This window comes from Bacillus sp. BSL6 (assembly GCF_052928345.1).
Map to the genome: position 1 here is coordinate 261,312 of NZ_JAVGCW010000005.1, position 14,507 is coordinate 275,818.

The following is a 14,507-nucleotide window of genomic DNA, read 5'->3' on the forward strand; positions in this document are numbered from 1 at the left end:
TAACTCTCCTTTTACGTATGAAACAACTTTCCTTCTACCGCCTTAATATATCTTTCAGCAGAACGTTCCACTGCCTCATTTGCATTCTCTTTTACTACGCGATGAAAAGCGTTGTATAAACGATTAAACTGTAACGGCTTCACTCGATTCACCATTTCTTCCACTTTTCTCGCTGGTAATGGAATTAAGTTTGGATAGCTGTACATAAAGCTTACCCATCGTTCATCCGCTACAACTTGAATAATATCACCTGTTAACAAAATTCCTTTCCCATCATTACCTTCTTCCCAATGTAAGACAGATCCACCTTTAAAATGACCACCTAAACGATGAATAACCAATCCATCCGCTAATTGTAAAGACTCACCAGACCAATAAATAATACGACTACTCGGGCGCATCACCCACTCTTTATCATCTTCGTGTATATAAATCGGTACATCAAATGTCTCCGCCCATTCTACTTGTGTTGAATAATAATGAGGATGAGACAATGCAATTGCATCTAGTCCACCAAGCTCTTTTATTTTCGCAATTGTCGTTTCATCTAAATAAGTAATACAGTCCCACAGTAAACGATATGACTCTGTTTTCACTACATATGCCGTTTGACCGATCGCAAATCCTGGTTTTGTCGTAATACTAAAAAGCCCATTTTCCTCTTCGATTATTTCATTTTTATATGTATCACTTGTTTGTAAGCTTTCTAGCGTCGTCCAAGACTGCCCTTTCGGATTCACATATTGTCTCTCTTCATCACAAATATGACAACTCACTGGTTCTTCTACACTCGCTGCATACTGCACGCCACACGTTGTACAAACGAAATTTTTCATCATAATTTCCCCTATCCCTCTATTTTTATTAAGCTAATTTTTGTTGATAATGATCTGCTTTTTTATTTTCAATTAATAAACTGATAAAAGTAAGTAAATAAACAGCTGTAACTGACAATGGAATTACAGTGAATCCTTTTTCCGCAAAAAGAATCCCGCAAACTGACGTTACGAATACAGTCCCTACTGACAATAAACCGTAACTTTTGCTTTCGTAAATCCATACGTACGGGATAAAATGAACACCTATTAACATCGCTACTACAAAAGGTAACCATTCTGGAAATTGAAAATAGGCAAGTAATACAAGCGGAATATTCAATACATTTATCCCACCAATTAATCCTGCCAAAACCCCTAACGGATTTCCTTTCGCAAACATATCAATTTTCAATATAGCAGCTATCATTAAGCCAAAAGGAAACACACATCCCATACCGATTAAATATACCCACACCACTTGTTTTTCAGAAAGAACAAAGCCCATTATACTCATAACTATCCAAAATAAAACACCAGCTAATATAATCGGTAATCCTCGCCTCGTTTTGATTGCTAAATCCTTTTTCGCTTCTGAAACATTCATTTCACGATCCCCCAAAAAATATTTGTACTATAAAGTCACCTCAACCTCGCCCATCCAATAACGCCAAGCTACTAAATAATCTTCTAAATCTTTCGGGTGATGTCTTAAACACGTATCTATACGCAAATATAAGCCTATGACTATTTCTTCATATAAATTACGGTCTTTTTTATGAAACACACACTGTTTCATCGCATAATCAATCGTTTCTTTCGTTACATCTTCCGGGGTTGAACAGAACGCATAAATTAAATCGTATATAGGATCTCCTAACACTGGTAGGGGATCAATTACACCATGTAGCATATTTCCTTGAAATATAAAATTATGAACCCCAAGATCACCATGTAATAAAAATGGCTGATTTATTCCAGCATCCCTATTCGCTAACTTAAGAACTTTTCTATACTCTTCCTCACTTATGTACGGTCTTACATTTTTATGAGCTTCCACCACATTTGTCGTTAAAAATTCATTCCAAGATTGAACCGGACTTTCTTTCCATCCCCAGCCATCTGCCTCTGGAACAATTTTATACTTATTAATAACTTCTTTTACAAGGGTACTAAGCGTAATTCGTTTATGTCCTCGTCCGCACGAAGTACTACCTTCAAGGAAGGAATACACAATATATGTATGTAAATGTTCCTTATACAAAAGCTTTGAAAATGAAGTATTCCCCTTATAAAACGAAAGAAAATCCGCTTCTTCACGTATTACGTCCGGTTCATTCAACTTTACTACATATTTTTCATCCAACAAATATACGGTACTTGTCGTTCCCCCGTTCAGCACTTTTACGCTAGTTGGATTCTGTGAAATCACTTTCTCCTTAACTAATTGTGCAGTGATTATTGAAATGTCCATTCTCTCACCCTTTAATCCCGAAGATTCCTTCAATTCAAAAGACAACTTTACTATTATTTGACAAACATAAGGGAATTCCTCCTAAAAATCTTAATATAACAAAAAATAATTTTATTTCATTGCAACTGCTTCCTTCAATATTTCATCAAATAATTCATTCCATTTATGATAATGTGATACAATTTCTTCACTCCAAATGATCTTCATTTAATCTAGTAATTTCTATTAAATTATCTCTTTCTTTTAACTTACGAGCTAAACTTTCTACACCAAAAACTTCTGTAAATGTGTGGCTACCTACTATTAAGTTAATGCCTTTAAATTTCGCATGTTGCACTGTATATAATGTTTTTTCTCCAGTTATATACGTGTCACACCCTTTTTCTAATGCACGTTCAATCAAATTTGTATTGTTCCCTGCACCAGTTAAAATCGCAATTCGTTTTACTGGTTTATCATGGTTTCTCCAGCTCTTCACTTTCTCTTCCATTTTTTCTTCAAGCCTTTCAACCAAGTTTAAAAATGCAATCGGTGCTTTAAATTCTCCTATTCCAGGTAATTCCTCTTCCTCATACGTAGAGTATTCTAAAATTGTATCTATCGCAATTTCATTAAATAATGATGTACACGTACCAAATTCAATAAAATCTAACGGCAAATGAATCCAAAAATGATTCATTTCATATTGTTTTAATTTCTCAATACAAGCCTCTTCCATTCCAAATAAAAAATTCCACGGTGCATGATGTGTAACTATCATGTCGACACCATTTTTATACCCTTCTTCAATCGTCTCTAACGTCAAATTTGTTGTGTAACCAATTTTGTGAAATTCATCTTTACTTATATGAGTAAATCCATATTCATCATCACCGTATTTATAAAGATGCTCTCCAAATAATGATGTTATATATTCATTAAACTGCGTTATATTCATTTTTATTTCTCCTTTCATTTACTTTTATATTTCATAAATAAGGAAATACTAACAACAACGTTACATACATATAGGAGGACAATATGAAACCTGAATTTTTAAAAGCTGTACATGATGCCATCGGAAATGTCGAACACATTCATATAGAGGAAAGTGGTGCTGACAGCTTACTTATCCATCATGATGATGCACAGCAGTTACAACAAGTCGCTAAAACGCTAGAAAATAACAATTTTCGCTCTGCTTTAAGAACAACTGGAGATGCTTCGTATATTGAAGTATTGAACAGATAATGAAAGTCCGGATGTATGCCGGGCTTTCTTTTTTATATTGAAACTTCAAATTCTTTCACATACACCGCTGTTCCAGCAATATCAATTTGTAAATTCGCATTCCCTTCAACTTTCGTTACATACACCGTTACACGACCATCTTTATGTATTTCCTGTCCTTGTTCAACAATTAACTCCATTTCATGGTCAAAATCTTTTTCCAAATACATCGCATAATACGCCCCCATTACACCTGAAGCTGTTCCTGTCACTGGATCTTCTATCGTCCCAGCATAAGCCGATGAGAAATGACGTCCATGCATTTGTGCTAGTTCATCATAAGTTTCTAGGCAAACTGGGTGAATAGAAGCGTTAGGTATTTCTTTTAATACCGATGGAAACATCTCATTGTTAGGCTTCATTCTCTCACACGCATCTAGATTTTTAATCGGTACAATTACAGTCCAGTTCCCCGTACTTCCATATACAATCGGCAAACTTACATCTAAATCATTTACTTCTAAACCGATACTATGAGCTAATTCTTCTTTTGAACCTGTAAATTCTTTAAACTGAGGTGCTGCCTGCCTCATTTTAATAAAGGTTTCTCCATTTTCATTTACACCTATTTGTATCGGTAAAATCCCAGCCTTCGCTTCAATCGTAAGGTTACTTTTCTCTTCTAATAAACCTTTTTCGCGCAAGGCATATAGCGTCCCTACTGCCCCATGACCACATAAATCCATTTCAAAACCAGGTGTAAAGTAGCGCATTCTTATATCTCCTACTTCTGAGGAAAGAACAAAAGTTGTTTCGTTAAATCCAACTTTTTCAGCAATACGCTGCATTTCCTCTTCTGTTAATCCATCTGCATCTAATACAATACCTGCTGGATTACCCATATTCGGTTTATTCGTAAATGCGTCATAATGAAATACGTTTATAGTCTTCATTTTCTTTTCTCCTAACCTTCTTTAAAAATTTTATAATAAAGCTCTATCTCCGTTTTCAACGAACAATTATTTCTCCAAAATATTCTCTGCATCTTTTCATTTGAAGTATGTGTGCTTCCGATGTAATAAGTAGCCCCTATTTCCTTTAACATATGTAAAGATTGAAGATGCAGCCGGGAAGCAATTCCTTTCCCACGATAATAAGGCATTACCCCAAAATAAAATAATCGTCCTTCACTTTCTGTTCCAGTTTCTATATGCGGTATGGACATACCAATCGGCTCATTTTTATCATAAAAAACAATACATGACTTTTCCCAACCCTTACCTAACTCTGTTTGTACAGAATAAAAATGTTCATCGATAGTTAAAATTGAAGTTTGATTCCCTGAACCGGACATACATTGTTCCCAAATATATTTAAAATCTTTTTCCGATAACATTCCTTCTGCTATTGATCCATATGTATATTGTCTTTCAAGCTCTTCTACATTGTTCAATTCTCTACATACTTCTATCTTTGCGGCATACAAAGAAAAACCGGCATCAAGTAACACTTTTGCGCTTGAGTTATGACTACTAAACCTTTTGTTTAATACAATACTCGCTCTTTTTAACTCCCAATTAAAACAAACCTCTTTAAATCTACTTATCTTTTCTTTATATGTTTGTACGTTATACAAAACGTCTTCTTCGATTTCTTCAATCGTTACTGCATGTGGTAAGCCATTTAATACTTTTTTAGAAGGGCCAAACAAATTCTGAATGATTGCAAGATCGTATATCACCACTTTAATTCACCTACACCTGGCTCAATAAACTTGCCTGAAACATCCTCGTTTGAATCTATTACCCAATGATATATATTTTTTGCTCCTTCAGCGGGAGTCATATTCGCATCAAAAGCACCAATGTCAGTCTTTAATTTTCCAGGATGAATGGCAGTTACACTTATTCCTTTATTCTCAAACTCTTGTTGTAAGCAGAGTGTTAGCATATTTTGTGCAGCTTTAGCAATTCGATATGAATATGAGAAATGGCCTTGTGGAAACTCTTTGTTGGCCATTTTATGCAATGAACCTAACCGAGAGGACACATTTATGATTCTCGGATGATCCGATTTAGCTAAAGCCACATATGTACCTTTTACAGCTCGAATTACACCTAAGCAATGAATATTAAATAAGTCCGTTAACTCTTCTGAATTCGTATGTAAAACCTCAGTCTCCTTTCCAGTAATTCCTGCGTTATTTATAACTAGATCAATATACTCTGTATATTCCTCAAGCTGTTTCTTAATTTGTTCTGTACTCTCATCAGCCGATAAGTCTGCTAATATAGGAAAACATCTACAACTAAACATTTGCTTCAATTGCATTACCGCAACCTCAGTTTTAACTAATGGATAAACAATATGTCCATTTTCATGAAACACTTTTACTAACTGTAACCCTAATCCACGATTTCCACCTGTAATTAGAACTCTCATATATTCATCTCCTTATTTTTAAAATAAATAAGAAAATCCATCCACTTACCATTCTCTAATGAAAACGCCTCTCTCTTGCATTCAAAAGAAAAACCTGCTCTTTCCGCAAGACGAACGGATGGCTCATTATCAACACGTATATGTAATTCGATTCTATGAAAATGAAGACAATTAAAAAATAACGGTAACGCAGCTTTTACGCTTTCTGCCCCATATCCATTTTTCCAATATTGATTATGAATAGAGTAGCCCATCATTGCCCACTGATAATCCATACGTAAAATTTTAATCAGCTCTAGCTTACCAATATTAGCTCCGTCTTCTTTACGAAAAATACCTAATACGTACATTTCATCTCGATGTGCTGCTTCATCAAAACCTCTTATCCATTCCGTGAACCATTCTTTCGTTGATGATGCCATAACTTGATAACCATCGTCATATTTATACTGCGATGGTAACCTCTTATGAAATCCATCTAACCAATTTTCATAATCATCATTTTGGAACGGACGGATCATCAGTCTCTCTGTCTCTACCTGTAATAGCGGTAGCTTCATTTACATCTCTTCCCTTAATTAATATTTGAATATTCTTTATTATCTTACACAAAATACAAAATCTAGTAAATTATTATGTTTTGATAGACAAAAACCCAGTCATGCTTTATACATAACTGGGTTCTTCATCGTTTAATAACATTTTTATTTCACAAGAACTACATCCCTTAATTCTCTCTTCAACACTTTCCCTAAAGCATTTTTCGGTAACTCTTCTAAGAATACCACTTCTGGAATTTTGTAACTTGCTAACTTCTCTTTACAATACTGAATAATACTTTCTTCTGTTACTGTTGTTTCGCCATCCTTCACAATGTAAGCTCTTGGAACCTCTCCCCAAAATTCATCTGGAAGTCCAACTACTGCAACTTCTAAAACACCATGTATTTCATGAATAACATCTTCTACTTGGTCTGGATATACATTGTCACCACCGCGTATAATAACGTCTTTATATCTTCCCATAATATGCAAGAATCCGTCGTCATCTATCATGCCAGCATCGCCCATGTTAAACCAATTATCTTTTACTACCTTCTTTGTCGCCTTTTCATTATTCCAATACCCTTTAAACATGTATGGACTTCTTACATGAATCTCTCCAACTTCATTTGCTTTAAGTTCATGTCCTGTTTCTGGATGAACAATTTTCACCTCTACATTTTTCAAGGCTTTTCCTACAGAAGACATCTTTTCTTTTCCCATCATTGGATGCCATGAAGTTACAACCCAACCTTCTGTACTACCATAGCCTTGCACCATATAGATTCCTTTTTCCATATATTTTTGGATGAGTGTTTCTGGCACTTTTGTTCCACCGCTTTGTGCTACTTTAAAAGTAGAGATGTTACGTTCTTTTTTATTTAGTTCATCAAGCATATAGCTATAAACAGCCGGGAATGCAAGCATCGTAGTAATTTTCTCTTCTTCAATCTTATCCCAAATAAGAGTAGGATTCGAATCAGCTAAGAAGATCATCGTAACACCATGATAAATACAATTTAAAATAGAAAGCACGCCACTCATATGAAATAATGGATGCACGGATAAAAAGCGTTCACCTGCTGGAATTTCTCTTTGTCCTGCAATCTCATCAAAATAATGATGTAAGTTTTTATGACCAATTACACATGCTTTTGCCTGTCCAGTCGTTCCTGAAGTAAATAAATAAATGGCATCGTCTTCTTCATGAACTTCTACGTTCGGTTCTGTCATTGGCTGTTTTTGCAACTCTAATTCAAATGAACCAAAGCCTTCTTTTGTCGTTTGAATTACATAAGGAATTTCTTTAACAGCATCAACATTTAATAACACTTCACTAAATTCTTCATCAATAACTAACACTTTTAATTTCGCTTCTTTTACAATCGTTTCTAATTCATATACAGTAAGCTGATGATTTAGCGGAATACATACCGCTCCAATTTTTAAACTTGCCATCATAACGCTTGGAAATGGGTGATTATTTTTGCATAGTATTCCTATACGATCTCCTCTTTGCACACCATTATGTAATAAATAATGTGCAAGCTGATTTACTCGTTCATTATATTGCTGAAACGAATATCTTTTCCCTCCGCCTACAAGCGCTTCCAAATTTGGTGATTGCATTGCTCTTTTTTGTAATAATTTTTGCATCGTTCTCAAGTAAAACTCCCCTTTATATATGTTAGGTTTTTTATTTTACCAGATTAACTATTAATTTACTAAAGATTATACTTAGTGAATATAATAAGAATATAAAATAGCCATTTACTTCACAAGTAAATGGCTATTTCCTCTTATATATTAGAATACTTCTTGTTCATCACATATTGCACATACTCAGGTGCACTTTTATCAATCTCTTCATCACTTAGTTTATATTCTGCACCATATAAATAAAATGAAGGTATAAATTCCATACCTGTATATAAGCATGTAGCTTGGAATGGTTTCGTCAACTCATCCATTGTAATTCCGCTATTTTCATAATCTTTTTCTAATCCACCTATAGAAACTGCTACACCAAACTCTTTTCCCTTCACTTTATCCCCTTTTGATCCGTATGCAAATCCATATGTTAATACATCATCAAACCATTTTTTTAATAATGGCGGTGTGCTGTACCAGTAAAGCGGAAATTGAAATATATATCTGTCATGTTCTACTAATAACTTTTGCTCTTCTTCAATATTAAACTCCCAGTTTGGTGCCACTTTATATAATTCATGCACCGTAATTTCATCTGAATGTTTCTCAAGTTCTTCTATCCATCTTTTATTAATTTTTGATTTTTCAATATGAGGGTGTGCTACAATTACAAGTGTTCTCATCATTTTCCATCCCCTTTATAAATGAATCAATCCTTTACATATTAGTATGAATGCATTACATATAATTGAAAAGTACGTACTTTCAGGTGCTATAGGAACCTTGAGGTACCTTTGGAGGTGTTATATGAATCAAAATGATAACTGTCCAATTGCAACGACGCTCGATGTAATCGGTGGAAAATGGAAAGTTCATATTTTATGTGTTTTGATGGATGGAAAAATGCGAACAAATGAAATCCGACGAGAAATCCCAAACATTACGCAAAAAGTTCTGACTCAACAACTTCGGCAACTTGAAGCTGATGGGATTATCCATCGTACTGTATATCAAGAAGTACCACCAAAGGTTGAGTACACAATAAGCGAATACGGGAAATCTTTAATGCAAATTATGAATGAACTATTTGAATGGGGAAAAGATCATCAGCTCAAAAGATTACATGACTAAAAAGGCACTATATACTTTGTTTAATCCTCAATGTTTATATTTTGTGTTTTTATAAATTTTATTTTTATCGTTTTTGGGCTAACTTGTTTTCTTAGATTGATGGACGTGACCCCACATCCATCAATCTAAAAAGATATAATTAGAAAAATGAGATTTCTATACAATTTCGCATATAAACATTACTTCTACCTCATTAAACACTTGCCCGACTTTTTCTAATCTCAATTGTACGTAAACTATAAAGGAGCACACCTAAACCGAGAATTTTTTCGTTATTAGACGCATTAGAACCTAAGGTAATAGTAGGTACATTTAAACCCATAAACCTTTCACTCCATTCTATAGGCATATATCCCTGCTTACCAATTACTAATGTACGTCCATCTATTGTACGGAGAGTACTTTGAATAAAATCAAACTCAACTTCTACATCTGACAATTTTGTGGCTTTATCTGTCATCAAAGTACCTCGTATCATAGTAAATCCTTGTATCATTTTTTCTTTAAACATACCAATCTGATTATAATTTGAATCATAGACTACCCAATCATATCCGTCCACTTCAGTATGAAAATAAGCTAGAATTTCCCCGCTACTCGTTTCTAATCCGTAAACATCTTTATTATGTAAAAAGGGTATTACTGAAAAAAGAATATTTGATGAAACCATCTTTGTTCCTGCTATATACTTACCATCAGGATGATATAGACCAAATTGCTTGTTTCGTTTTGGTAATTCTAATACAACCAAAGTATCAACATCCCAAAATGTTGCATTACTTTTTATCATATTCTTTTGTATCAACTTTCCTTTTCTTAACTGCCAAAATCCAATCCCAAAAAAGATAGAAGCAGCGATAACAAAAAAGATAAACTGCCCCCAATTAATATGTCCCCAATCTTCATATACAGCGCATAAAGCAAGAATAAAAATACCCGTCCCAATTAACAGTTTCAACTTTCCTTTTCGTTTATAGTAATCAAATAATTCCATTTCTATATCTTCACCCCTTATTTGTGGTTCCTAACTATTAATATATCAAAAACATATAATTCCCTCTATTCAAAAATATAAGTTCTTCCACTGTCCACTGCATTGGAAACAAAGTGATAGTCGGCCTTTTGAGCTCAAACTCCTGAGAAAGAATAAAAGCGAAATCAATATTTTTTTATTTTAGAGATAATACCATATCACCATCAAGCTAATAAAAAGATACTCCTTAAAAATAAAAAACGCTATTCTCTCTATAAAAACATAGGAAAGAATAGCGTTTCTTATTTTGAAATAGACGTCAGCATTTAAACTAAACATGCTAATATTGATTTTGTACGATTGTCAGTTACTTCATAATAAATTTCTAATCCTTTCCGAGTACCTGTAACCATTTTAGCAGCTTTTAATTTAGATAAATGTTGACTAATTGTACTTTGAGGCATTTCCAAATCACCATACATTGTTGTTACATTAGTAGGACCTTTTGCAAGCATTATTTTTACTAATGATAAACGAACAGGATGCGCCAATACCTTTAGTACTTCAGAGATTTCTTCAAACATTTCTTTTTGTTCTTTCATCTTATTGCTCCCCTTTTATATACATATTTATGTTATCCATATATATAATTCGAAGGTATATACGATTTTATGTCCGTCATTTTAAAAAAATATAAAAAAACTTTTTCTCGAAACTAAAGGAGTATCTTCACATAACGTCTCACTATTAGAACTCTTATAGATACAGATGTATGTACTCTACACTCAGCTCACTAAAATCAATAAAAAAGAGAGCAGATAATCTGCTCTCTTATGATGCTTCCTTATGTTCCGTAGAATGTTCTACACTTCCCACTCTCTTTAGCTTATTCCAACCTACCGCTACTCCTCGAATCGATGAGAATATAGATTTAACGACAACATAAGTCATAAATTGACGATAAATAAAGCGTTGTAAAATTAACCATACTAATGGTTTCGGATTCTCTTCCTCTAATTTAAATGCAAATAGAGATGCGAGAAGATCCATTAAAAAGAATACAAAATAAAATCCTAAAACTTTTAGCGGATTACTACTAAATAATCCTATAATCATTAATATATCTGCAAAAGGAGCAATGAATTGCAGAACATATTGGAATAACCACATGTTAGGCAATGCAATAAATCCTAACGTTTTATGCTTTGAATTACATAACGCTTTTCGATGTTTCCAAAGACATTGAAGTGTACCATATGACCAACGATATCGCTGTTTAATGAGACTTTTCACATCTTCAGGTGACTCCGTAAAAGCATACGCTTTTTCTTCATATACAATTCTATGTCCTTGACGTAAAAATGTAATAGTAAGATCTGTATCTTCTGCTAATGTATCTTCGCTTAAATATCCAGATTCAACTACATTCTTCTTACGCCACGCCCCAATAGCCCCTGGAACGACTGTAATACAATTTAACTCATCAAAAGCTCTACGTTCTAAATTAAATCCTGTTATATATTCAACATGTTGCCAAGTAGTTAATAAGTTTTGTCTATTCCCCACTTTGACATTACCTGAAACTGCTGCTACATTTTGATCTTCAAAGTGTCTAACCATGAGAGAAATAGCGTCTTGCGCAATAATAGTATCCGCATCTAAAGTGACAATGATCTCTCCTCGCGATTGTTGAAACCCTAAGTTCATTGCCGATGATTTCCCGCCGTTTTCTTTCTGAATGAAACGAACTTTAGGGTGTTTATAAAATGTTTCTTGCATTACTTTTGACGTACCATCTGTCGATCCGTCATCCACAACAATAACTTCAAATTCTCCATACTTACTATCCAAAATTGAGCGAATTGTCTTAGCTATCACCTTTTCTTCATTATATGCTGCTATGACAACACTAACAAAAGGTTGATAGGACGAATGAATAGAGCGAGATAGCGTTTTTCTTTTCTGCTTCCATGCAAAATAAATTAAGAATAAGAATCGAAAAACCCCTAATCCAATAGCGATATAAAAAATAGTTGTTAATATATGTTTAAAGTATCCCGCCCCTGAAAAGACAGCTTTATTGTAAAGTAAATATTGCTCACCCTCAGAAGAAACTGGGGGCATAATTTCATCTCGTTCTTTATTCATTAAATCTGAAATTGTTACAAAACTATATCCATGCTTTTTAAGCTCTTTAATAATGATCGGCAACGCCTCTACCGTATGGGTACGATTCCCTCCCGCATCGTGGAGAAGAATAATATTTCCCTCTCCCTTATAAACGGGATTAAGAGCACGCTTTACTAATTCATTTGTTGATGGTGTTGCCCAGTCCTCAGGATCCACTTTTTCTGCTACCATTGTATAGTTCATATTTTGTGCCCGTAAAATAGGCAATATTTCATTTGAGGAATCCGGGTTAGCATCCGCTTCGTATGGTGGCCTAAACAAAACTGTAGAATGCCCAGTTATTTCCTGAATCAGACGTTGCGTCGTATTAAGTTCTACTTTTGTTCGTAGTAAAGACGTATCAGCTACGTTAGGATGCTTGAAAGTATGATTGCCAATTTCATGCCCTTCATCGTATATTCTTTTTACAATACTAGGATTTAGTTGCACGTTTTCACCAAGTACAAAAAAAGCAGCTTTTATTTTATTCTCTTTTAATATATCTAAGATTTCCGGCGTATATTTCGGGTCTGGTCCATCATCAAATGTTAGTACTACTTGTTTCCCTTTCGGTTTTCCATATCGTTGCACTTCGTATGCAGATGGTAAGGTTTGATATACTTCATCTGTAAGATAACCATCTTTACCTACTTTAAAATCTCTCAATCCATTTTGCTTTTCATTCTCAATCTGTAAAATTTCACCTTGTCCAGAATAATTCACTTCATCTAAACTAGTGATTTTATGTAATACATCAGGATTTTTTTGTGCCTCAATCGGATTTTTTAAAACTTTCCATATTGTAGGATCTTCTGCTCCTAATCTCCATAACGCAAACCCCTTTGCATTGTTTTCCATTGCGATTTTTACTTGATTATAGAGAGTAACACCGTCTAAGAACCAAGCAGTATGTTCTTTATCTCCTGTTTTATATCTAAAATAAGGATTTCCACTCATCTTATCCCATTGAATATTCATATCTGAATTATGAGCCATTGCCATAACTTCTGAAAAAGTTAAAGATTTCGCCGGTTCCTTACTATTCACTTTCCAATCATATCCATAGTTACCGAAAGCAACTATAAGTTTATTAGACGGAATATTCAGTTCTTTTAACGTATGTTGAAACCATTTATTTGAAGCAATTGGTCCTGGCTCTCCCGCTCCATAGTGCTCATCGTACATCATTACAATCATTCGATCTATTATTTTTGCTAACACACTATAATCAAAAGCCTTATCATTAGCTGGAACATCTTGTGTAACGAGCAAATCATGTTTATGAAAGACCGTAGTAAGTTCTTTCATAAAATTTGTTAAGTTTTCTCTATCACTTTCAGGTACGGCCTCAAAGTCAATATTAATACCCGCAAATCGATTCTTTTCAACTTGCTTTACTAAATCATTTATAAACTTTGTCTTTACATCATTTGAGGAATTCAGCAACTTATGAATTAGCCCACTATCCGGACCAGAAGCTTCCTCAGTATAGTTAGTTAGTAAAGGCATAATTTTTACTTGATTTTTTTCTGCTAACTTTACTATCTCAGGTTTTATCTCACTTCTAATCGTTAAATCTGCTTTTAAATGATACCACTCTGGTACTAGCGTGGTTAATGAATCGATATTCTCTTTTAAAGAAGCGGTACTATTTTCATCCCAGTTTACATAAAAACCATACACTTCTTTACGTTGTTTACTATCCCTCGGCGAATTCACCAAATTTTTATTATCCTTCGTTTCGGTATTTGGTTTAAACTCTTCCTTCTTTAACTGCTGATCACTAAGTTTTTGATTAATTGGTATAAGTTTATTATCTTGTTGTACAGCGGTATTCATATTTGGAATTTCTGGTGTTGAAAAAATACTTTGAAAGAAAAAATAAAATACAACACTTACGCTAACTATTGAGATACATAGAAACGAAATAAAAGCTATGTTTCTTCTTCCTTTCGGATCATAAAAAACAGGTTTTACTTTATCTTTCTCTTGTTGAATGTTTTTCTCCATTATATTTTTCACATACTCCTTCTTAATAGAACTATAAAATAATAAAGTGCAACTTTAAGCAGCCCAACTCCCACCTAACTTCTTTTCCCTAG

General features: G+C 34.0%; 15 protein-coding genes. 2 read left to right on the forward strand and 13 right to left on the reverse strand.

Annotated features, from left to right (window positions below):
- Positions 1 to 11 precede the first annotated feature (11 nt).
- The 4 genes from RCJ96_RS18120 to RCJ96_RS18135 form a co-directional block, all read right to left on the reverse strand.
- Positions 12 to 839: an MBL fold metallo-hydrolase gene (locus tag RCJ96_RS18120; RefSeq protein ID WP_088120434.1), complete on the reverse strand. Its 828-nt coding sequence runs from the start codon at positions 837 to 839 to the stop codon at positions 12 to 14.
- Positions 840 to 864: 25 nt separating this feature from the next.
- Entirely contained in the window at positions 865 to 1,422 is a 558-nt protein-coding gene (locus RCJ96_RS18125) for a DUF7010 family protein (RefSeq protein ID WP_316151751.1), read from the reverse strand.
- 27 nt (positions 1,423 to 1,449) lie between these two features.
- A complete protein-coding gene (locus RCJ96_RS18130; RefSeq protein WP_316151752.1) occupies positions 1,450 to 2,289 on the reverse strand; it encodes a phosphotransferase in 840 nt (279 codons plus the stop codon).
- 187 nt (positions 2,290 to 2,476) lie between these two features.
- Positions 2,477 to 3,226, reverse strand: a complete 750-nt coding sequence (locus tag RCJ96_RS18135) for a Nif3-like dinuclear metal center hexameric protein (RefSeq protein ID WP_316151753.1) — start codon at positions 3,224 to 3,226, stop codon at positions 2,477 to 2,479.
- An 83-nt stretch (positions 3,227 to 3,309) separates the two neighbouring features.
- Between RCJ96_RS18135 and RCJ96_RS18140 the strand changes: the two genes are divergently transcribed.
- Positions 3,310 to 3,519: a hypothetical protein gene (locus RCJ96_RS18140; RefSeq protein WP_000801653.1), complete on the forward strand. Its 210-nt coding sequence runs from the start codon at positions 3,310 to 3,312 to the stop codon at positions 3,517 to 3,519.
- A 32-nt stretch (positions 3,520 to 3,551) separates the two neighbouring features.
- Here the strand turns inward: RCJ96_RS18140 and RCJ96_RS18145 are convergent, their stop codons facing one another.
- The 6 genes from RCJ96_RS18145 to RCJ96_RS18170 form a co-directional block, all read right to left on the reverse strand.
- Positions 3,552 to 4,451 (reverse strand): PhzF family phenazine biosynthesis isomerase, encoded by a 900-nt coding sequence (locus RCJ96_RS18145; RefSeq protein WP_316151754.1) that lies wholly within the window; start codon positions 4,449 to 4,451, stop codon positions 3,552 to 3,554.
- Between the two features lie 11 nt (positions 4,452 to 4,462).
- Complete coding sequence (locus RCJ96_RS18150) at positions 4,463 to 5,239, reverse strand: GNAT family N-acetyltransferase (protein ID WP_316151758.1); 777 nt, start codon at positions 5,237 to 5,239, stop codon at positions 4,463 to 4,465.
- On the reverse strand, positions 5,236 to 5,940 hold the full coding sequence (locus RCJ96_RS18155; protein ID WP_316151755.1) for an SDR family NAD(P)-dependent oxidoreductase: 705 nt from the start codon (positions 5,938 to 5,940) through the stop codon (positions 5,236 to 5,238). The genes RCJ96_RS18150 and RCJ96_RS18155 overlap by 4 nt, the downstream gene beginning before the upstream one ends.
- A complete protein-coding gene (locus tag RCJ96_RS18160) occupies positions 5,937 to 6,500 on the reverse strand; it encodes a GNAT family N-acetyltransferase (RefSeq protein WP_074606743.1) in 564 nt (187 codons plus the stop codon). The genes RCJ96_RS18155 and RCJ96_RS18160 overlap by 4 nt, the downstream gene beginning before the upstream one ends.
- 144 nt (positions 6,501 to 6,644) lie before the next feature.
- Complete coding sequence (locus RCJ96_RS18165) at positions 6,645 to 8,138, reverse strand: class I adenylate-forming enzyme family protein (RefSeq protein ID WP_316151759.1); 1,494 nt, start codon at positions 8,136 to 8,138, stop codon at positions 6,645 to 6,647.
- Positions 8,139 to 8,281: 143 nt separating this feature from the next.
- The gene (locus RCJ96_RS18170) at positions 8,282 to 8,815 is read right to left on the reverse strand and encodes an NAD(P)H-dependent oxidoreductase (protein ID WP_002156901.1); all 534 of its coding nucleotides are present in this window, start codon (positions 8,813 to 8,815) and stop codon (positions 8,282 to 8,284) included.
- 124 nt (positions 8,816 to 8,939) lie between these two features.
- Between RCJ96_RS18170 and RCJ96_RS18175 the strand changes: the two genes are divergently transcribed.
- Positions 8,940 to 9,263, forward strand: coding sequence for a winged helix-turn-helix transcriptional regulator (locus RCJ96_RS18175; protein WP_001072984.1), 324 nt, complete (start codon positions 8,940 to 8,942; stop codon positions 9,261 to 9,263).
- Positions 9,264 to 9,456: 193 nt separating this feature from the next.
- On the opposite strand, the gene RCJ96_RS18180 is transcribed toward RCJ96_RS18175, so the two are convergent.
- The 3 genes from RCJ96_RS18180 to RCJ96_RS18190 form a co-directional block, all read right to left on the reverse strand.
- On the reverse strand, positions 9,457 to 10,257 hold the full coding sequence (locus RCJ96_RS18180) for a hypothetical protein (RefSeq protein WP_000418468.1): 801 nt from the start codon (positions 10,255 to 10,257) through the stop codon (positions 9,457 to 9,459).
- A gap of 305 nt (positions 10,258 to 10,562) precedes the next feature.
- On the reverse strand, positions 10,563 to 10,838 hold the full coding sequence (locus RCJ96_RS18185) for an ArsR/SmtB family transcription factor (RefSeq protein ID WP_000662957.1): 276 nt from the start codon (positions 10,836 to 10,838) through the stop codon (positions 10,563 to 10,565).
- A 229-nt stretch (positions 10,839 to 11,067) separates the two neighbouring features.
- Positions 11,068 to 14,415: a glycosyltransferase gene (locus RCJ96_RS18190; protein WP_416503913.1), complete on the reverse strand. Its 3,348-nt coding sequence runs from the start codon at positions 14,413 to 14,415 to the stop codon at positions 11,068 to 11,070.
- Positions 14,416 to 14,507 lie beyond the last annotated feature (92 nt).

Bases quoted from the DNA above. Each gene is read 5' to 3' on its own strand.
- RCJ96_RS18175 (WP_001072984.1), top strand. From the start codon at position 8,940: ATGAATCAAAATGATAACTGTCCAATTGCAACGACGCTCGATGTAATC.
- RCJ96_RS18145 (WP_316151754.1), bottom strand. From the start codon at position 4,451: ATGAAGACTATAAACGTATTTCATTATGACGCATTTACGAATAAACCG.
- RCJ96_RS18130 (WP_316151752.1), bottom strand. From the start codon at position 2,289: ATGGACATTTCAATAATCACTGCACAATTAGTTAAGGAGAAAGTGATT.
- RCJ96_RS18185 (WP_000662957.1), bottom strand. From the start codon at position 10,838: ATGAAAGAACAAAAAGAAATGTTTGAAGAAATCTCTGAAGTACTAAAG.
- RCJ96_RS18120 (WP_088120434.1), bottom strand. From the start codon at position 839: ATGATGAAAAATTTCGTTTGTACAACGTGTGGCGTGCAGTATGCAGCG.
- RCJ96_RS18160 (WP_074606743.1), bottom strand. From the start codon at position 6,500: ATGAAGCTACCGCTATTACAGGTAGAGACAGAGAGACTGATGATCCGT.
- RCJ96_RS18180 (WP_000418468.1), bottom strand. From the start codon at position 10,257: ATGGAATTATTTGATTACTATAAACGAAAAGGAAAGTTGAAACTGTTA.
- RCJ96_RS18140 (WP_000801653.1), top strand. From the start codon at position 3,310: ATGAAACCTGAATTTTTAAAAGCTGTACATGATGCCATCGGAAATGTC.
- RCJ96_RS18125 (WP_316151751.1), bottom strand. From the start codon at position 1,422: ATGAATGTTTCAGAAGCGAAAAAGGATTTAGCAATCAAAACGAGGCGA.
- RCJ96_RS18135 (WP_316151753.1), bottom strand. From the start codon at position 3,226: ATGAATATAACGCAGTTTAATGAATATATAACATCATTATTTGGAGAG.
- RCJ96_RS18155 (WP_316151755.1), bottom strand. From the start codon at position 5,940: ATGAGAGTTCTAATTACAGGTGGAAATCGTGGATTAGGGTTACAGTTA.
- RCJ96_RS18170 (WP_002156901.1), bottom strand. From the start codon at position 8,815: ATGAGAACACTTGTAATTGTAGCACACCCTCATATTGAAAAATCAAAA.
- RCJ96_RS18165 (WP_316151759.1), bottom strand. From the start codon at position 8,138: ATGCAAAAATTATTACAAAAAAGAGCAATGCAATCACCAAATTTGGAA.
- RCJ96_RS18190 (WP_416503913.1), bottom strand. From the start codon at position 14,415: ATGGAGAAAAACATTCAACAAGAGAAAGATAAAGTAAAACCTGTTTTT.